At 73.4% G+C, this 18,574-nt stretch carries 15 protein-coding genes; 10 read left to right on the forward strand and 5 right to left on the reverse strand.

Features of this window, described 5'->3' with window-relative positions:
* The first annotated feature begins 333 nt into the window (after nt 1–333).
* The 3 genes from AC4OXY_RS37325 to AC4OXY_RS37335 all read left to right on the forward strand — a co-directional run bounded on the left by AC4OXY_RS37325 (nt 334) and on the right by AC4OXY_RS37335 (nt 4,017).
* Nucleotides 334–1,365, forward strand: coding sequence for a hypothetical protein (locus AC4OXY_RS37325; RefSeq protein WP_491991816.1), 1,032 nt, complete (start codon nt 334–336; stop codon nt 1,363–1,365).
* Between the two features lie 169 nt (nt 1,366–1,534).
* Entirely contained in the window at nt 1,535–2,791 is a 1,257-nt protein-coding gene (locus AC4OXY_RS37330; RefSeq protein WP_362820473.1) for an aminotransferase class I/II-fold pyridoxal phosphate-dependent enzyme, read from the forward strand.
* Nucleotides 2,788–4,017 carry an MBL fold metallo-hydrolase gene (locus AC4OXY_RS37335; RefSeq protein ID WP_491991817.1) on the forward strand — a complete coding sequence of 410 codons (1,230 nt, stop codon included), beginning with the start codon at nt 2,788–2,790 and terminating at the stop codon, nt 4,015–4,017. The genes AC4OXY_RS37330 and AC4OXY_RS37335 overlap by 4 nt, the downstream gene beginning before the upstream one ends.
* On the opposite strand, the gene AC4OXY_RS37340 is transcribed toward AC4OXY_RS37335, so the two are convergent.
* Together AC4OXY_RS37340 and AC4OXY_RS37345 are read right to left on the reverse strand one after the other, a co-directional pair.
* The gene (locus AC4OXY_RS37340; RefSeq protein WP_356030520.1) at nt 3,980–4,615 is read right to left on the reverse strand and encodes a DedA family protein; all 636 of its coding nucleotides are present in this window, start codon (nt 4,613–4,615) and stop codon (nt 3,980–3,982) included. The two genes, AC4OXY_RS37335 and AC4OXY_RS37340, sit on opposite strands and share 38 nt — an antisense overlap.
* Before the next feature lie 2 nt (nt 4,616–4,617).
* Entirely contained in the window at nt 4,618–5,391 is a 774-nt protein-coding gene (locus AC4OXY_RS37345) for an MBL fold metallo-hydrolase (protein WP_356030489.1), read from the reverse strand.
* An 85-nt stretch (nt 5,392–5,476) separates the two neighbouring features.
* Here AC4OXY_RS37345 and AC4OXY_RS37350 point away from each other — a divergent pair, with 85 nt between their 5' ends.
* From AC4OXY_RS37350 to dnaK, 4 genes are all read left to right on the forward strand, one after another.
* Nucleotides 5,477–5,908, forward strand: coding sequence for a hypothetical protein (locus AC4OXY_RS37350; protein ID WP_356030488.1), 432 nt, complete (start codon nt 5,477–5,479; stop codon nt 5,906–5,908).
* 159 nt (nt 5,909–6,067) lie between these two features.
* Entirely contained in the window at nt 6,068–8,482 is a 2,415-nt protein-coding gene (locus AC4OXY_RS37355; protein ID WP_491994697.1) for a phage holin family protein, read from the forward strand.
* A gap of 157 nt (nt 8,483–8,639) precedes the next feature.
* Nucleotides 8,640–9,065, forward strand: a complete 426-nt coding sequence (locus tag AC4OXY_RS37360; protein ID WP_356030487.1) for an OsmC family protein — start codon at nt 8,640–8,642, stop codon at nt 9,063–9,065.
* A 173-nt stretch (nt 9,066–9,238) separates the two neighbouring features.
* Nucleotides 9,239–11,107, forward strand: a complete 1,869-nt coding sequence (dnaK, locus tag AC4OXY_RS37365; RefSeq protein WP_491991818.1) for a molecular chaperone DnaK — start codon at nt 9,239–9,241, stop codon at nt 11,105–11,107.
* 107 nt (nt 11,108–11,214) lie between these two features.
* On the opposite strand, the gene AC4OXY_RS37370 is transcribed toward dnaK, so the two are convergent.
* Together AC4OXY_RS37370 and AC4OXY_RS37375 are read right to left on the reverse strand one after the other, a co-directional pair.
* A complete protein-coding gene (locus AC4OXY_RS37370; protein ID WP_356030485.1) occupies nt 11,215–12,078 on the reverse strand; it encodes a Sco1979 family transcriptional regulator in 864 nt (287 codons plus the stop codon).
* A gap of 150 nt (nt 12,079–12,228) precedes the next feature.
* Nucleotides 12,229–13,095 (reverse strand): helix-turn-helix domain-containing protein, encoded by an 867-nt coding sequence (locus AC4OXY_RS37375; RefSeq protein ID WP_491991819.1) that lies wholly within the window; start codon nt 13,093–13,095, stop codon nt 12,229–12,231.
* Nucleotides 13,096–13,126: 31 nt separating this feature from the next.
* Between AC4OXY_RS37375 and AC4OXY_RS37380 the strand changes: the two genes are divergently transcribed.
* Genes AC4OXY_RS37380 through AC4OXY_RS37390 form a run of 3 tightly spaced genes read left to right on the forward strand, consistent with a single transcriptional unit; the run spans nt 13,127 to nt 15,368 of the window.
* A complete protein-coding gene (locus AC4OXY_RS37380; protein WP_491991820.1) occupies nt 13,127–14,239 on the forward strand; it encodes an ADP-ribosylglycohydrolase family protein in 1,113 nt (370 codons plus the stop codon).
* Nucleotides 14,240–14,286: 47 nt separating this feature from the next.
* Complete coding sequence (locus tag AC4OXY_RS37385) at nt 14,287–14,592, forward strand: 4a-hydroxytetrahydrobiopterin dehydratase (RefSeq protein WP_376288713.1); 306 nt, start codon at nt 14,287–14,289, stop codon at nt 14,590–14,592.
* A gap of 5 nt (nt 14,593–14,597) precedes the next feature.
* Nucleotides 14,598–15,368: a class I SAM-dependent methyltransferase gene (locus AC4OXY_RS37390; protein ID WP_491991821.1), complete on the forward strand. Its 771-nt coding sequence runs from the start codon at nt 14,598–14,600 to the stop codon at nt 15,366–15,368.
* 98 nt (nt 15,369–15,466) lie between these two features.
* On the opposite strand, the gene AC4OXY_RS37395 is transcribed toward AC4OXY_RS37390, so the two are convergent.
* Complete coding sequence (locus AC4OXY_RS37395) at nt 15,467–18,397, reverse strand: glycoside hydrolase family 48 protein (protein WP_491991822.1); 2,931 nt, start codon at nt 18,395–18,397, stop codon at nt 15,467–15,469.
* Nucleotides 18,398–18,574: the final 177 nt, after the last annotated feature.

Consider the following 18,574-nt stretch of genomic DNA (forward strand, 5'->3'; position numbering starts at 1 on the left):
GCGACCGCAGGCCCGCGGCACGGCAGAGCCTCCTCGCCGGGCCCGGCAGTGACACCGGCGCGGGCGTCCGCCCATGCCGCCGCCGACCGCGCCGTGCCACCACGTGTCCGCCCCCGCACCGCCCCGAACAGGCGCCGCGCGCCCCCGTCACCCGGCTGGGCGTCCCCGTCCCGCGAATGGGGTCCGGCGACGCGCGGTCCGGCGCCGCACGGGCTGTGATGGCAACCAGGGCACACCCCGTGCCCCCGGCCCCGTGCCCGTGGCGCCGTCCGGCAGCGCCCGCCGTACACGCGGGCCCGCCGATCCGCCGCAGCCCGTCGAGGAGCCCGTCCCATGCGCCGCACCGCCCGTGCCCTGTCCGTCGCCCTCGCCGCCGGTGCCGCCCTGTTCCTGCCCGGCCCCACCGCCACCGCCGCCCCGGCCGGCCCCCTCCCCACCGTCGTCGCCGCGAACTGCGACACCACGACCGGCACCTCGCCCGGCAACGCCACCGGCCCTCCTCCGCCCGGCAACGCGACCGGCCCCATGGCCGGCCCCGTGACGGGCCCCATGACGGGCCCCATGACCGGCGGCGGGACCGGTGGGGGGTCCGGCGGCGGGACCGGCTCTATGTCCGGCTCCGCGACCGGCCCCACGACCGGAGGCGCGACCGGTCCTTTGTCCGGCGGCGCCACCGGCCCTCCGCCCGGCGGCGTGACCGGCCCAATGTCCGGTGGCGCGACCGGCCCCTTGCCCGGCTCCGCCACCGACCCCTTGTCCGGTGGCGCGACCGGCCCGTCGTTCGGCACCGGCGCTGCGGCCGGCGCCCTGCCCGACCCCGCCAGTGACCCGCTGCCCGGCGCCGTCGAGGCTCCGGCCCAGCTCTTCCCCGAAACCAAACCCTGCGCCGACAGCGGCGGCACCCAGTGCCGGCCCGGGGACGCCTCCTGCCGGGAGAGCACCGGCTGCCGGGACGGCGAGGCCTGCGCCGACCGCACCCCGTGCCGCGACACCGCACCGTGCCAGAGCGGCGGACGCGACTGCCTCACCAGCGGGAGCGGAAGCGCGAGCGGGAGGGGAGGCGTCACCGGAAGCGGCGCCTGCTCCGACACGGACACCCACACCCACACCTGCACCGAGCCCAGCGACCCGCGGCACGACTCCCCGCACGCCGCCCCGTCGCACGGCACCCCGTCCCGCGACGGCGACGACTGCGCCCCGGCCGGCGTGCAGCACGGTGTCGAGGCCGGGCAGGGCGGCAGCTTCACCGGCTCCGTCCCCGCCCTCGTCGCCGGCGGCATCCTCATCGCCGCCGCCTGCGCCGGGGCCGGCCACCGGCTCCACGGCCACCGGCGCGGAGCGGCGGGCCGCCCTACCGGAGGATGACCGGGACAACGCCCGCACCGCTCACAGGCGCCCGCCCGCCGGGTACACCCACCGGAGACCGGCCCCCCCTCCCGCGCCGGCTGCCGTACCCCGCGACCCCGGACAGCGGACTGCACAGCAGCCCACGACGAGCCCACGACGACCCATCACGGACTGCGCGGAGGCGGACATGCGGCGCACGGACCCCGAGGGCCACGGCCCCGTCCGCTACGGCCCGCCCCTGCCCGGCGACGGCCTGCCCGTGCTCCCCGAACTCACCGCCGTACTCGCCGCCGCCGCCCGCCGCACCGACGCCCAGCCCGTCGGCGGCGCCCCCGGCCTCCTCGAAGCGGCCTGCGGCTACTGGACCCGGCGCGGCCTGCCCACCGTCCCCGACCAGGTCGCCGCCGGCCCCGGCGCCCCCGCCCTGCTCCTCGCCCTCACCGCCGCCCTCGCCTCGGACGGCGCCGACGTCCTCGTACCCCGCCCCTGCGCCGCCTGGTGGGCGCCCTACGCCCGGATCCTCGGCCGGCCCGTCTACCACGTGCCCACCCCCGCCGAGAGCGGCGGCGTCCCCGACCCCTACGCCCTGCTGGAGACCGTCCGCCGGGTCCGCACTGAGGGCGGCGACCCCCGGCTGCTCGTGCTGTCCGTCGCCGACGACCCCACCGCCACCGTCGCCGCCCCCGAACTCCTCCACGAGACCGTCGAAGCCGCCACCTCCGAAGGCCTGCACCTGGTCAGCGACGAGACCTGGCGCGACACCCTGCACGACCCCCACGACACCGTCCTGCTCAGCCCCGCCGAGATGCGCCCCGACCGGGTCACCGTCGTCACCGACCTCGCCGGCTCGCTGCTGCCCCCCGGCTGGCCCGCCGCCGTCGCCCGCTTCCCCGCGACCGGACCCGGACTCCACCTCCACGCGCGCGTGCTCGACATCCTCACCGCACTCGGCGCCCGCGTCGCCGCCCCCGTCGCCGCCGCGGCCGGCTACGCCCTCGACGAACCCCCGCCCGTCACCGAGCGCCGCGAGCACACCGTACGCCTCCACGCGCGCGTGGCCGCCGCCGCGCACGCCACGCTCGTCGCTGCCGGTGCCCTCGCCCGCCCCCCGCAGGCCGGCCGCCACCTCTACGCCGACCTCGGCCCCCTGCGCGCACCCCTCGCCGCCCAAGGAGTCGGCGACGCCCAGGAGTTGGAGGACTTCCTCACCACCCGCCTCGGCATGCCCGCACCCGGCGGCCACCGCTTCGGCGACGACCTCGCCGCCCTGCGCGTACGCCTCGCCACCGGCCCCCTGCTCGGCACCACCGACGACGAACGCGCGGAATGCCTCACGTCCCCCACACCGTTGGAACTGCCGCACGTGCACCGCGCGTTGATCTCCTTGACATCGCTCCTCGACGATCTCCGCGACGAAGCCCAGCGACGGGAGTCCCCTCGATGACGCAGCAGACGCAGCAGACGCACGAGCCAGGATCGCCCACGACGACCTCACCCACGCCTCCCGCGTCTCCCACGGCACCCGCGGCCACGACCGCCGTCACCGTGGCCGCACCGACACCCCTCGCCCCCTCCGTCCCGCCCCTCGCCGAGCCCCGCCCCCTGGGCGAACACCGCGTGTGGCCACGGACGTTCCACGACCGGCTCACCGCCCCGCTGCCCGGCCTCAGAGCCATGGCCCGCTTCGCCCGCGAAGGCGCCGTACGCCCCGGCACCGAAGGCCTCGCCGACCTCCCCCTGCTCCCCGTCGAACCCGGCCCGCTGCCCCGCCCCGACACCCACACCCTCGCCGTCACCTGGGCCGGACACGCCAGCTGGATCGTCCGCATCGGCGGCCTGACCGTCCTCACCGACCCCGTCTGGTCCCGCCGCATCCTCGGCGCCCCCGCCCGCATCACCCCGGTCGGCGTCCCCTGGGACAACCTGCCCCGCATCGACGCCGTCGTCATCAGCCACAACCACTACGACCACCTCGACGCCCCCACTCTGCGCCGACTCCCGCGCACCACACCGCTGTTCGTCCCCGCCGGGCTCGCCCGCTGGTTCAGGCGCCGCCGCTTCACCCACGTCACCGAACTCGACTGGTGGGAGGGCGCCGAACTGGCCGGAGTCCGCTTCGACTTCGTCCCCGCCCACCACTGGTCCAAGCGCACCCTCACCGACACCTGCCGCAGCCTGTGGGGCGGCTGGATCCTCACCGGCACCGACGGCCGACGCCTCTACTTCGCCGGCGACACCGGCTACGGCCACTGGTTCTCCCGCATCGGCCGCCGCTACCCCGGCATCGACCTCGCCCTCATGCCCATCGGCGCCTACGAGCCCCGCTGGTGGCTCAGCGACGTCCACTGCGACCCCGAGGAAGCCGTCCAGGCCACCCTCGACCTCGGCGCCCCCCGCATGGCACCCATGCACTGGGGCACCTTCGTCCTCTCCGCCGAACCCGTCCTCGAACCACTCACACGCGTGCGTGCGGCCTGGGAGAAGGCAGGCCTGGTACGGGAAGACCTGTGGGACCTTCCGGTGGGAGCGTCACGCCGGCTCGACCGGAGCACCACCCCGAACAGGGCGCGGCAAACCGCCCGGTCGACCCCGACGAACCCGCACCCCGAAACGCACACCCACCCCGACACCGCTACCGAAACCGCCGCACCACACTCGGCACCCCACTGACCACCACTGTCAGCGCCACCGCCGCCACAACCCCCTCCCACGGCTCACGGAACAACCCACCCCCCAGGATCCCGATGACCTGATACGTCGCCGCCCACGCCAGACACGCCGCCACATTCCCCCGGCCGAACCGCCCGAGCGGCCAATCAGCCATCAGACAAGCCAACATCACCGGAATCCGGCCCGCCGGCACCAGCCGGGACAACACCAGCACCGCAACCCCGTGCCCGGCCAGCCTCCCCCGCGCCGAAGCCAGCGCAGCGTCCGGCGCCCGCGACCGGATCGCCTCCAGCCACCGCGACCCACCCCGCGACCGCATCCCACGCCGCCCCAGCCAGTACAACGCCCCGTCCCCCAGGAACGCCGCCGACGACGCCGTCACGAACACCAGCCCCAACGAGAACGGCGCCGTCTGATGGAACGCCACCACCGCCGCCGAACTCACCAGCGCCCCCGTCGGCACCACCGGCACCAGCGCCCCGATCAACACCAGCAGGAACAACGACGGATAACCGATCGCCTGCTGCGTCGACTCCGGCGGCACCACCGGCCCCGCAGGCGCCGCCGCGGCCGCCCACACCCCCGCGGACACCGGCAGGCTCACCGCGCGACCTCCAGCCGCACACTCTCGCCGTGCCCCAGCCTGCGCACCACCACCTGCGGCGCCACCACCCCCGCCCACCGCACGAACTCGTCCCCCGGCGCGGAGAACTCGTGCGGCCGCACCGCATCCATCCCGATCGGCCAGTACGTCCCGTAATGCACCGGAACCGCCAGCCGCGGCGCCAGCCCGGCCAGCGCCCGCGCCGCCCGCCCCGCATCCAGATGCCCCTCACCCAGGAACGGCCCCCAGCCGCCCACCGGCAGCAACGCCACATCCACCGGCCCGACCCATGCCGCCATCGCGTCGAACAACCCCGTGTCCCCCGCGAAATACGTCCGCGCCTCCCCCTCCACGACATACCCCAGCGCCGGCGCACGACGCGGCCCCACCGGCAACCGCCGCCCGTCGTGCGCCGCGGGCACCACCCGGATCCGCACCTCACCGGCGCACACCTCGTCCCCCGGCACCACCTCGCTCACCCGCAACTGCCGCAGCCGGCAAAGCGCCGGCACCGCCCGCCGCGCACCCCGGGGCACGAGCAGGCGCGTACCCGGCGCGAGCGACGCCAGCGAGGGCACATGCAGATGATCGGCGTGCAGATGGGACACGACCACCACGTCCGCGCGCCGGGCCCCGGCCGGCGGCACGTCCCCCCGGCGCCGCCGCAGATGCGCGAGCCGGCGCGCGAACAGAGGATCGGTCAGCACCCGTGTCCGCGCATCCTCGATCGTGCAGGTCGCGTGACCCCACCAGGTGATCTCCACCGGCACCTTCTTACGCCTCCTTCACGCGACTCCCCGAAGCCTACGGGCAGGAGTAGGGTCGGCGGCGAAACCCGGAGGTGAGGGGGACGCCATGGGACAACCGCAGGCCGCCTCCGGCATGCCCGCGCCCGTACGGGTCACCGCCATCGCCAGTCTGACCCCGCTGGAGGAACTGGAGGCCGACCCCTTCCTCGTCGACGCCCGCAGCCAGCACGCCATGTGCGCCCGCTGGGCCGCCGAGCACGGATACGTCGTCGCCCGCGAACTCCTCGTCGGCGGCCTGCGCTTCGACCACTGCGCCCTGTGGGACGGCGTCCGCCCCGGCATCGACGTGTTCGTCGCCCCCAGCCTGCGCGTCCTGCGCCGAGCCCTGTCCTCCGTCGAGGCCTTCACCGCCGAATGCGCCCGGCGCGGAGTACGCGTGGAAACGGCCGACCGCGCCGAACCGGCCTACGACGCCCAGATGAAGGCCCGCGTCCACCGCCGGCTGTCCATGCCGACCGCCGGCTACGACGGCCGCTGAGCCGTCGCCGAGCCGCACGGCCACAAGCCGGCGCCCCCGGACCGGTATGACAAGGTGGAGCGGGGCCCGGCCGTCGAGCGGGCCGGGACGTGGGGTGGACAGGGCGTGCGTGGCGTACGAGGCGTACGGGGCGTTCCGTGGCGGCGGGTCGCCGGCCAGATCGGACGCAGCACCACCGTATGGGCGGCCTCCACCCTCACCATGCTGGCCCTCGCCGCCCTCCTGCCCGACTTCCAACTCCGGTCCGCCGACGGCGACAGCGCCACCCGGATCGCCATCACCGCCGCCTGCGGCGCCGGCGCCTTCGGCGTCCTGTCGGCCGTCGTCTGGCCACTCCTGGTCCGGCTCCTGCTCCTCGTCCCCGCCCTCTTCCTCGGCCTGCTCGTCTTCGTCCTCAACGGCTCCCTGCTGCTGCTCGCCCTGCGCATCAACCCCTCCGGCCGGGGCGCGGCAGCCCCGGAGACCGCGGTCATCGTGGCCGCCGTGATGTCCGCCGTCGCCTCGGCCACCGGCGCGGCCCTCGCCGTACGCGACGACGAGGCCTACCGCCGCCGCCTGCACCGCCTCGCCGCCCGCCGCCGCAGATCCGACCCACCCTGCCCCACCACCCCCGGCCTGGTCTTCGTCCAACTCGACGGCGTCGGCCACGACGTCCTGACGGCGGCGGTCGGCAAGGGGCTGATGCCGACGGTGGCCGGGTGGCTGGCGACGGGCGACAGCGCGCCGTCGACGGTGGACGTGTCGGCAGTCGACGGTGTGCGGTCGACGGTGGACGTGCCGGCGGTCGACGGTGTGCGGTCGACGGTGGACGTGCCGGCGGTCGACGGTGTGCGGTCGACGGTGGATGCGTCGGGGGTCGACGGTATGCATTCGACGGTCGACGCGCGGCTGGTCGACCGTATGCATGCGACGGTCGACGCGCGGCCGGTCGACGGTATACGGTCCACGGTTGACCGTCGCCCTGTCGACGGCGGACAGGAGACAGCCGACGGTCGAACGCCGACAGTCGACGGTCGATCGCATACACCCACAGCCGCAGCCCCACCTCCACCGCCAGCCACCCACCGCCTCACCCCCTGGCGCACCGACTGGTCCAGCCAGACCGGTGCCAGCCAGCTCGGCATTCTCCATGGCAGCACCTTCGACGTGCCGGCGTTCCGCTGGTACGAGAAGGACCGCGGCGAGGTGATGGTGTGCAACCGGCCGACGAGCGCCGCCGAACTGCAGCGCCGCGCCGCCGTGCACACCGGCGACGGCGGACTGCTCACCATCGACGGCGCCAGCCGCGGCAACCTCTTCAGCGGCGGCGCCGGCGAGCAGGCCCTCGTCCTGTCCATCGCCGCCCGCCGACGGGGCAAGGAGAACCGGTCCCGCGCCGGTTACTTCGCCTACTTCTCCGACCCCGCCAACGCCGTACGCACCGCCCTGTCCTTCGGCGCCGAAGTCGCCCGCGAGGTCGGCCAGTCCGTCCGGGCCCGGCTGCGCGGACAGCGCCCCCGGGTCGGCCGCGGCGGCCTCTACCCCCTCGTGCGGGCCTTCGCCACCGTCGTCGAGCGGGACGTCGTCGTCGCCGCGGTGATGGGCGACATGCTCGCCGGGCGCACCGCCGTCTACGCCGACCTGGTCGCCTACGACGAGGTCGCCCACCACTCCGGCCCGCACAGCCGGGACGCCGAGAAGGTGCTGCAACGCCTCGACCGCGCCCTCGCCCTGCTCCAGCGCGTCGCCGAACACGCCCCCCGCCCCTACCGCCTCGTCGTCCTCTCCGACCACGGTCAGAGCCCCGGCGAGACCTTCCACGGCCGTTACGGCCTCTCCCTCGGCGACCTCGTCCGCGCCGGCTGCGGACTGCCCGTGCCGCACCGCGCGGGACGTACCCGAAGCGGCGCCGAGGCCCGGGCCGCCGTGCGGGCCGCGCTGCGCCGGCCGGTGGAGGAGGCGGGCGAGCAGCACCGCCCCGCCCGCGCCCTCCGGGCGGGCGGACCCCCCGCCCGCCCCGCCCCCGGTTCCGAGCCGATCGTGCTGGCCTCCGGCAACCTCGGCCTGATCTCCTTCCCGGACGTGCACCACCGTATGACCCGGGAGGAGATCGACGCCCGCCATCCCGCCCTGCTCACCACCCTCGCCCACCACCCCGGCATCGGCTTCCTGCTGGTGCGCAGCGCGGAGCACGGCGGTGTGGTGCTGGGCGCGCACGGCGCCGAGGTCCCGCTGGCCGACCTGACCGACGCGTCCGGGCCGCTGGCCCCGTTCGGGCCCGGCGCCGCCGACGCCGTCCGGCGCACCCACTCCTTCCCGCACACCGCCGACATCATGGTGAACTCCGCGTACGACCCGGCCGGCGGCGAGGTGCTCGCCTTCGAGGAGCAGATCGGCTCCCACGGCGGCCTCGGCGGCGCCCAGTCCCGCCCGTTCCTCCTCTCCCCGCTCGGCCTGTCCGCACCGGCCTCGGACCGCGAGGAACTCGTCGGCGCCGAACAGGTCCACCACGTACTGCGCCGCTGGCTGCGCGAGCTGAACGGCCCCGAGGTCCCGCTCACCACCGCCACCGAGGAGGAGGAACAGGCGGCCTGAACACCGCGCTAGGCCCGGCGGAACGCACCGTCACCTTCCGTTCACCACGTGTGGGCCGGTCTTCGGCATGCGGCGGGCCCGGATGTGATCGGATGGGGACACGGAACCCGGAAACGGCACCCGGAAACGGGACCGACCACCCGCGAAAGGAACCACCGTGGCCACCACGCGTACCGCGCACACCGTCTGGGAGGGCGAGCTGCTCACGGGCAGCGGCACCGTCACCTTCGACTCCTCCGGCATCGGCTCGCAGCCGGTGTCGTGGCCGTCGCGCGCCGAGCAGGCGAACGGCAAAACCAGCCCCGAGGAGCTGATCGCCGCCGCCCACTCCAGCTGCTTCTCCATGGCCCTCTCGCACGGTCTGACCGGCGCCGGCACCCCGCCGACCCGCCTGGAGACCAAGGCCGACGTGACCTTCCAGCCGGGCGAGGGCATCACCGGCATCCACCTCTGGGTGCGCGGCGAGGTCCCCGGCCTCGACGAGGAGGGCTTCGCCTCGGCCGCCGAGGACGCCAAGAAGAACTGCCCGGTCAGCCAGGCCCTGGCCGGTACGACCATCACGCTCTCGGCCGAGCTGGCCTGACGCCCCCGCGCCGTGCCGTGCCGCGTCCCGTCCCGGGGCGCGGCACCGCCGTTCCCGCAGACCGAGCGCGTCCGGGGTCCGCCATCCGGTATCCCGCCATTGACACCGCCGTACGCACGTCATGTGCTGGGAGTGCCGAAGGACGCCCTGGCGCGAGCGGAAGGGGACGGATCATGGCACGTGCGGTCGGGATCGATCTCGGGACGACGAACTCGGTGGTGGCCGTCCTGGAGGGCGGCGAGCCCACCGTCGTCACCAACGCGGAGGGCGCGCGGACCACGCCGTCGGTGGTGGCGTTCGCGAAGAACGGGGAGGTGCTGGTCGGCGAGGTCGCCAAACGGCAGGCCGTGACGAACGTGGAGCGCACCGCCCGCTCGGTGAAACGGCACATGGGCGACGCCGCTTGGCGCTTCCCGGACAGCGGTACGGTCGACGGTTCCCGGCTGCGCGCGCAGGAGCTGTCGGCGCGGGTGCTGCAGAAACTGAAGCGGGACGCGGAGGCCTACCTCGGCGAGGACGTCTCGGACGCGGTGATCACCGTGCCCGCGTACTTCGACGACGCCCAGCGCCAGGCCACCAAGGAGGCCGGGGAGATCGCCGGCCTGAAGGTGCTCAGGATCATCAACGAGCCCACCGCGGCCGCCCTCGCCTACGGCCTGGACCGGGGCGAGGAGCAGACGGTCCTGGTCTTCGACCTCGGCGGCGGCACCTTCGACGTGTCCCTGCTGGAGATCGGCGACGGCGTCATCGAGGTGAAGGCCACCAACGGTGACACGCACCTCGGCGGCGACGACTGGGACCAGCGGATCGTCGATCATCTGACGAAGCGGTTCAAGGCCGGGCACGGCATCGACCTGGGTGCCGACAAGATGGCCGTGCAGCGGCTGCGGGAGGCCGCCGAGAAGGCCAAGATCGAACTGTCGTCGTCCTCCGAGACCACGGTCAACCTGCCCTACATCACTGCCTCCGCCGCGGGCCCGCTGCACCTGGAGGAGAAACTGACGCGGGCCCAGTTCCAGGAGCTCACCGCGGACCTGCTCGACCGCTGCAAGCAGCCCTTCCATCAGGCGGTGCAGGACGCGGGCATCGAGCTGTCCGCGATCGACCACGTCATCCTCGTCGGCGGCTCGACCCGGATGCCCGCCGTCACCGACCTCGTGCGTGAACTCACCGGCAAGGACCCGCACAAGGGCGTCAACCCCGACGAGGTCGTCGCCGTCGGCGCCGCCCTGCAGGCGGGTGTGCTGCGCGGTGACGTGAAGGACGTCCTCCTCCTCGACGTCACCCCGCTCTCCCTCGGCATCGAGACCAAGGGCGGCATCATGACCCGGCTGATCGAGCGCAACACCACGATCCCGACGCGCCGTTCGGAGATCTTCACCACCGCCACCGACAACCAGCCCTCGGTCGGCATCCAGGTCTACCAGGGCGAACGCGAGATCGCCGCCTACAACAAGAAACTCGGCGTCTTCGACCTCACCGGACTGCCGCCCGCCCCGCGCGGCGTCCCGCAGATCGAGGTCGCCTTCGACATCGACGCCAACGGGATCATGCACGTCTCCGCCAAGGACCTCGCCACCGGCCGCGAGCAGAAGATGACCGTCACCGGCGGCTCGGCGCTGCCCAAGGACGACATCGACCGCATGATGCGCGAGGCGGAGCAGTACGCCGAGGAGGACCGCCGGCGCCGGGAGGCCGCCGAGACCCGCAACCAGGCCGAACAACTCGTCTACCAGACCGAGAAGTTCCTCCGCGACAACGAGGACCGCATCCCCGCCGACACCAGGTCGCAGGTCCAGGAAGCGGCCACGGACCTCAAGGGCCTCCTGGACCGGAAGGCGGACACCGGCGAACTGCGCACCGGCGTCGAGAAACTCGCCACCGTCAGCCAGAAGATGGGCCAGGCCATGTACGCGAACACCTCCGCCGGCGCCGGCGAACCGGGCGCGGCCACGGAGCAGGGGACTCCCGCCGACGAGGAAGGCGTGGTGGACGCGGAGATCGTGGACGAGGACAGGGACACCAAGGGGGGTGCGGCCTGACTCCTCGGCCGCCCCCGGCCCCGGCGGCCGGGTGCGTCGACGGTATACGGGCGACAGGATCCCGCAGGCGTTGGTCCGTACGGGAGGTCACAGGCCCCGTACGCGGGTCACAGGGCCTCGCGGAACTCCCGCAGCAGGGTCTGTGTGCGCCGCGCCGATGCGGCCCGGGCCGTCATGTGGTCCAGCACCTCCAGATGTGCGGCCACCTCGCGACGGGAGTCCAGGTACAGCGCGCCGGTCAGATACTCGGTGAACACCATGTCCGGCAACTCCGGCTCGGCGAACCGGAACAGCGTGAACGGCGCGTACGTCCCCGGGTGCGGGCCCGCCGAGAACTCGGCGATCTGCAGCGTGACCCGGTCCCGCCCGGCGAACTCCAGCAGCTTGTCCAGCTGGTCGCGCATCACCTTCCCGCGCATGCTCACCGGGCGCCGCAGCACCGTCTCGTCCATGATCACCCACAGGTGGGGCGGATCGTCCCGCTCCAGCAGCCGCTGCCGCTCCAGGCGCAGCGACACGTGCCGTTCCACGGTGTGCGGTGAGGTCTGCCCGACCGTGCCGGCTTCCATCACCGCGCGTGCGTACTCCTCGGTCTGGAGCAGGCCGGGTACGAAGTGCGGCTCGTAGGAGCGGATGATCCGGGCGGCGCCCTCCAGGCTGACGTACATGCTGAACCAGTCCGGCAGCACGTCGTGGAACCGCTGCCACCAGCCCGGCTGGTTCGCCTCCTCGGCCAGCCGCACGAACGCGGCCGCCTCCTCCTCGGGCACCCCGTAGGTCTCCAGCAGTACCTGCACGTAGGGGATCTTCAGGGCGACGTCGGCCATCTCCATGCGCCGTACGGTCGCCGACGCCACCCGCAGGACTCGGGCGGCCTCGTCCCGGGTGAGGGCCGCCGCCTCGCGCAGCTCCTGCAACCGCTTGCCGAGCACCACCTGGCCCACGGTGGGCGCAGCCCGACGCTCACTCACGCCACGCCTCCCCTACGCGCCGAAGTACCCGGGCAGTCTGCCACGTGATCGCCTCTCGCACACGGGTCCGAGGGCATCAAGATGGCCGACGAACGCCGGGGCAGCGGGGGAGGAACGTGGTAAGGGCAGGCAGGGGACCGGTACGGGCGGTTAACCGGCCATCGTGTGCAGGTACTTGGCGGTGGCCGGGTCCGCGGGCAGGAACGTCTCGATGGCGAGTTCGGCGACCGTGACGTCCATCGGTGTGTTGAAGGTGGAGATCGACGACACGAACGACAGGATCCGGCCGTCGTGCTCGATACGCAACGGCAGCGCGAAGTACGCGACCGGGCCCGCCGGTTCACCGTCCCCGCCGTCTTCGACGTCGCCCCGCGCGCTCTCGGGCACCGGATAGCCCGCCACCTCCTCGTACAGGGCGCGCAGCCGCTCCGAGCGCTGCAGGGCGATCTGTCGCTCCATTTGCTCCAGCAGATGCCCGCGCCAGGCACGCAGGTTGCGGATGCGCGGCGCCAGCCCCTGGGGGTGCAGGGTCAGCCGCATCGCGTTCGGCGCCGGCGCCAGCAGCGTTTCCGGCACCCCGTCCAGCAGCATCGCGATGCCCCGGTTCGCGGCCACGACCGTGTAGCAGGCGTCGACCACCAGCGCGGGGTAGGGCTCGTAGCACTGGATGAGGTGGTCCAGGCCGGCCCGCAGCGCGCCCAGCGCCGGGTCGTCCAGCGGGGTCTCGGGGTAGTGCGGGGCGTAACCGGCCGCCAGCAGCAGGGAGTTGCGCTCGCGCACCGGCACGTCCAGATGCTCGGCGAGCCGCAGCACCATCTCCTCGCTCGGCCGCGACCGGCCGGTCTCGATGAAACTGATGTGCCGCGCCGAGGAGTCGGCGCGCAGCGCCAGCTCCAGCTGCGAGACCCGGCGCCGCTCCCGCCAGGCGCGCAGCAGCGGGCCGACGCCCTTGTCGGCGGCGGTGACGGCGGCGGGGGCGGTGGCGGACGCGGAAGGACCGGAAGCGACAATGGTCATACGTCCGACCGTAGTCGAGGAGCTGCTTCAGTTGAGCACGAACGAGCCGTGGCACACGACGTGGCGGTCCCCGTCCCTCCAGGCCGCGGCCGTCCACCGGGCCAGGGTGCGCGGCTGCCTCCTCGGCGGCGCGCTCGGTGACGCCCTCGGCTACCCCGTGGAGTTCTCCTCACTGGACCGCATCCGCGCCGCGCACGGTCCGCGCGGCGTCACCGGCCTCGTACCCGGCGCGCACGGAGCGGTCGGGCTGATCAGCGACGACACCCAGATGACCCTGTTCACCGTCGAGGCCCTGATCCAGGCGCACGCACGGCAGCGCGACAAGGGCATCGGCGGCGCCTGGCCACTGCTGCTGCGCCAGGCCTACGAGCGCTGGCTGGAGACCCAGTCCAGGCCCGGCCCCGACCAGCCCGTGCCGCGGCAGCCCGGCACACCGCCGCCCGCCGGACTGGTCGGCGAGGCCTGGCTGTACTCCCGCCGCGCGCCCGGAAACGCCTGCCTGTCCGGTGTCGCCCAGATGTACGCGCCCGACCCAGCGCTCCCGCTCGACGGCACACCGGGCCAGGTCAACCCCGACTCCAAGGGCTGCGGCACGGTCATGCGCTCGGCCCCCTTCGGCCTCGCGGCCCCCGCCGACGCGGCCTTCGCCATGGCGGCGCGCGGCGCCCAGATCACCCACGGCCACCCCACCGGCTACTACGCGGCCGGCGCGCTCGCCGCGATCGTCGCGCACCTGCTCGCCGGGGACTCGCTGGAAGGAGCGGTGCTGCGCACACTGCGGCTGCTGGAGCGGCACCGCGGCCACACGGAGACCACGGCCGCCCTGCGCGCCGCCCTCGACCTCGCCGACGACGGGGCACCGACCGCCGAGAAGACCGAGTCCCTCGGCGCGGGCTGGGTCGCCGAGGAGGCCCTCGCCATCGGCGTGTACTGCGCGCTCGCCGAGCCCGACGTCGAACGGGCGCTGCTGCTCGCCGTCAACCACTCGGGCGACAGCGACTCCACCGGCTCGATCTGCGGCAACCTCCTCGGCGCGCTGCACGGCGACACCGGTCTGCCGCACGACTGGGTCGCCCGGGTGGAGGGCCGCCACCGGATCGCGGCCCTCGCCGACGACCTGGCGGCGGAGTGCGCACGGGCCTGACGTGGCAGGCTGAACGAGAACCGCCGACGCGAAGGGAGCCGAACGCCATGGCCGTTCAACCGCTGTCGCAGAAGGAGATCGAGGACCGGCTCGCGGAGCTGCCCGGCTGGTCGCTGGACGGGGACAAGCTCGCCCGCTCCTACCGGCTCGGGTCGCATGTCGCGGCGGCGGCGCTGGTCATGCACATCGCCGCGGTCCAGGACGAGCTGGACCACCACTCCGACCTCACTCTCGGCTACCACACTGTCTCCCTCACCGTGCACACACACAGCGCGGGCGGCGCCGTCACCGAGAAGGACTTCGCACTCGCCCGCAGGGTGGAGGACATCGCCCCAGGTCACGGCGCACACTGAGAAACGTGCTCGACTACGACAAGGAAGCCGACGCGTACGACGCGTCCCGCGGCGGCGAGGCCCGTGCCCACGCCGCCGCCGAAACGGTGCTCGGTCTGATCCCCGAGGGGCCGGGCCGGCTCCTCGACGTGGCCTGCGGCACCGGCATCCTTACCCGCCGGCTGGCCGCCGACCGCCCCGCACTGCGGGTGACCGGCGCCGACCTCACCGCCGAGATGGTCCGCAGGGCCGGGGCGAGACTCCCGGGCGCCGTCGTCCGCGCCGACAGCCGCCGCCTGCCCTTCCCCACCGGCACCTTCGACGCGGTCACCAGCGTCTGGCTGCTGCACCTGCTGGACGACGCCGGGGACGTCCGCGCGATCGTCGCCGAGTGCGCCCGCGTGCTGCGGCCCGGCGGGGTCTACGTCACCACCGTCGACAAGGCGGACGCGCACGACGTCGGCAGCGACATCGACACCGTCCTCGCCGGCCGCCCGCGCCGCCCCGCCCAGGACGCCGCCGCCACCGTCACCGCGCACGCCGTCCGGCACGGACTGGAGCCGGCCGGCGCGGGCGTGTTCCGCGGCTCCGGCCAGGGCCGCAGCCCGCGCACCACCATCGCCGACCTGCGCCGCGGCTGGTTCACCCAGCTGCCGCCGGGCGAGCCGCGCACCGAGCGGTTCGCCGCGCGCCTTGCCCGCCTCCCGGACCAGGACCGTCCCCGCCCGGACCCGGTGTTCGCCGTGCGGGCGTACCGCAAACCGGCGGCGTCGGCGGGGCAGGGCGTCCGGGCATGACGGGACGGCCGGGCGGCCCCCTGTGCGGGAGGGACCGCCCGGCCGTCGTCGCCCCCGTCGCCTGCGACGGGGCCGTGCACGCGGAGCGCCGGCGGGGACTATTCGAGGAGCTCCGCGTACGAGCCCATGGCCAGGGCGATGTCCGCCTCGGCCCAGAACCGGTGATAGGTGAACGTGGGCGCGGCGCCGCCCTTGAGGTAGGCCTCGATCTTCGACCAGGCCGGGTCGTTCTTGTAGAAGGACCGCAGCGAGGTGAAGGTGGCCGAGGAGTTGATCGCGTCGCCGTTCGGCATGGTGCCGCTCCAGCCGCTCGGCACGTACACGCTGTCGCCGAACCGGCTGTAGTCGGCGCGGGTCTCGGGGACGGCGATGCCGAGGCTGTCCTGGTCGTTGTTCCACATGCCGTCCAGCAGCGCCTTCGCCGTCGATCTGGCCGTCGCGTCACCGGACTTGGCGCCGTAGTACGTCAGCGCCTTCGCGTACGCCGCCGCCACGCCGACGTCGTCGGTGTAGTCGGCGACCGTGACGTGAAGTGAGCTGTTGGCGCCGGGAGTCGACGGGTTCCAGGTGTCCGGCTGCCCGGACCACTGGAGGGTCGAGGGGATCCGGTAGGTGCCGTCGGGGTTGATCGTGGTCTGGGACAGCGCCCACTTCACCCACTTGTCGAGGACCGCCTTCGCGGCGGCGTTGCCCGTCTGCTGGTAGTACTCGGCGACCCGCTCCATCGACCACGCCTGGAAGCCGAACCACTGGTTGGACGGCGGGTCGTGGTAGACCGGCTCCCAGTCGTAGTACATGCCGTAGAAGGTCGGCGTGCCGGCCGGCGGGCTCGCGTACCGGCCCTGCCAGCTGTTGGTCGCGCCGCCCGCGATCGCGCCCTCGGACGACTGGAGCCACCGGTAGAACCCCAGCTGCCGCTGGAGCGACTTTCCCCAGTCCGAGGCGCCCGTCGCCGACTTGGGCTCCAGGTCCGGGTAACTGCTCAGCGCGTAGGCGGCCAGGGGGTTCTGGTAGCCGCCGTGGACATGGCTGGAGCCGATCCGCCAGGCCCAGCCCGCACTGGGGTCGGTGGCGCCGCCCCAGGCGTAGTACCAGGACAGCAGATAGTGCGAGGCGTCCTTGCCGGTGCCGGCCGCGCAGGTCGACGGCCCCACGCAGTTGCCGATCTTCTTGAAGTACTTGTCGTACATCGCGTACCGCAGGTAGTCGCCCATCTTCGCGGCCTTGGCGACCGTCGCGGACACCTCACCGCCCTTACCCTGCGCCTTGGCCCACACGTCCGCCCAGTACGCCGCCTGCACCGCGCGGGCGTCCGCGTCCGGGGCGTCGGTGTACTTCCACTGCTTCGCGTAGGAGTTGTCGCCGGTGAACAGGTCCAGGTAGCCGTTCTTTCCGCCGTACTTGAAGGCGTCGCAGGTCGGCTGTGGGACCGTCTCCCAGACCGACTCCTGCGGCCCGCGCTGGAAGGTGTTCAGGTACGACGGCCCGCTCGCCGTCGGGCCGCCCTCGCAGGTGCCGCCGGGTGTGTCGCCGTAGCCGTAGACGTTGTCGACGTCCTCGATCCAGTGCATACCGTATACATCGTCCGTACCGTATGCAGTCTTCAGTTCACCGGCGATCGGATCCGATCCCACGGACACCGACGTGTCCAGCTTCGCCGGATACTGGTCCGGAGTGTCCTCCTCGGGCGCGTACGTCGCCGGCTTGGAGGCGTTGTAGAAGGAGTTCGCCGGCTGGTCGGCGTGCGTGGGGATCATGTACTTCTCCATGAGCGTCCACGCGCCGTTGAACTTCGACCAGTCACCGGTGACCTTGCCGTACATCGCCTGGAGCCAGAGCAGGTAGCTCCAGGCCTCCGACGTGGTCTCGTGGCCGTAGTCCGGGGCCTCGACGATCAGTGTCTCCACCGAGTGGTACGGGATGCCCTGAGGAGAGAAGTAACCGTTTGCGGGATCGGTGATCTTCCCGTAGAGATCCAGGAAGCGTGCGTCGTACGTCTTCGTCGCCGCCAGTTCCGTCACGGTGACCGTGGCCCCCGCGTGGCCGTTCGCCGAGGCGGTGAAGGTCGCGGATCCGGTGCCGGAGGAGTCCGCCGAGACGGTGACCGGCTGAGCGGTGTCCCAGTTCGACGGCGTGAACGTCAGGGAGGAGCCGCCGCTCACGGACAGGCCGGTGTTGCCGCCCGTGCGGGCCACGCTCACCGTCACGTCCGTGCCCGGCTGCGTCGACAGCTTCACCCCGAACGTCCCCGACGTGCCCTGCTGGACGCCGAGTTGGGACGGCGAGGCCACCACGGAGGGTCCTGAGGCGACCGTAACGCCGACCGGCGTGGACTCGGCCGAGGCGCCCGTGCTGTCGTACGCCTTCGCCACCAGCGAATGACTGCCCACGGGCAGATCGGAGACGGACAGCGTGAACGGCGCGCTCGTGTCCGTCCCCAGGAGCGTGGTGTCGTCGTAGAACTCCACCTTGTCGATCGTCGCGCCGTCGGCGGCCGCCGCGGTCGCGGCGAGCGGGATCGCGTCCCCTCGCGTGTACACCGCGCCCGCGCTCGGGCTGGTCAGCACCGTGACCGGCGGCTGGTGCGCACCGGCGCAGGTCGTGCCGTTGACCGAGAAGGAGGTGGGGGCGGTGTTGGTGCCGCTGTAGGTGAACTGCGCGCCGGTGGTGACGGCGGCGCCCGCGGCGATGGCGGCGTTGTACGACGCGCTCTGCACGGAAACCGTCTCGCCGGACTGGGACCAGGTGCCGTTCCAGCCGTTCGTCAGCTTCTGATCGCCGGAGTAGGCGTACGACAGCGTCCAGCCGTCGATCGGGTCGGTGCCGCGGTTGGTGATCGTGAGGGCGGCGGTGAAGCCGGAACCCCAGTCGTTGGTCGTGTAGTCGACGCTGCACCGCACGGACGCCGCGTGCGCGGTCGTCGCGCCGGCGGCGAGCATCGACAGGGGCAGGGCGAACGCGGCCGCCACGGCGGTCCACCACCGCCGCACGGCTCTGTTTCTGCGTCTGGGTTTGCGTCCGGGATCCATGTGCTGGTTCCTCCTTTGGCGACTCGCGACATGCGGCTTGCGGCTCGGGAAGAAGTCAAGGCTTGAACCAGTGGGAGCGCTCCCATAGTGGGGACAACCCTGTGAACGGTCAAGGTGCTCGAAGAGTCGAAAAGATTCGACGGAAAGCCTTGAGGAAAAGTCAGCAACTCCCCTGGG

This window comes from Streptomyces sp. HUAS MG56, from assembly GCF_058673395.1.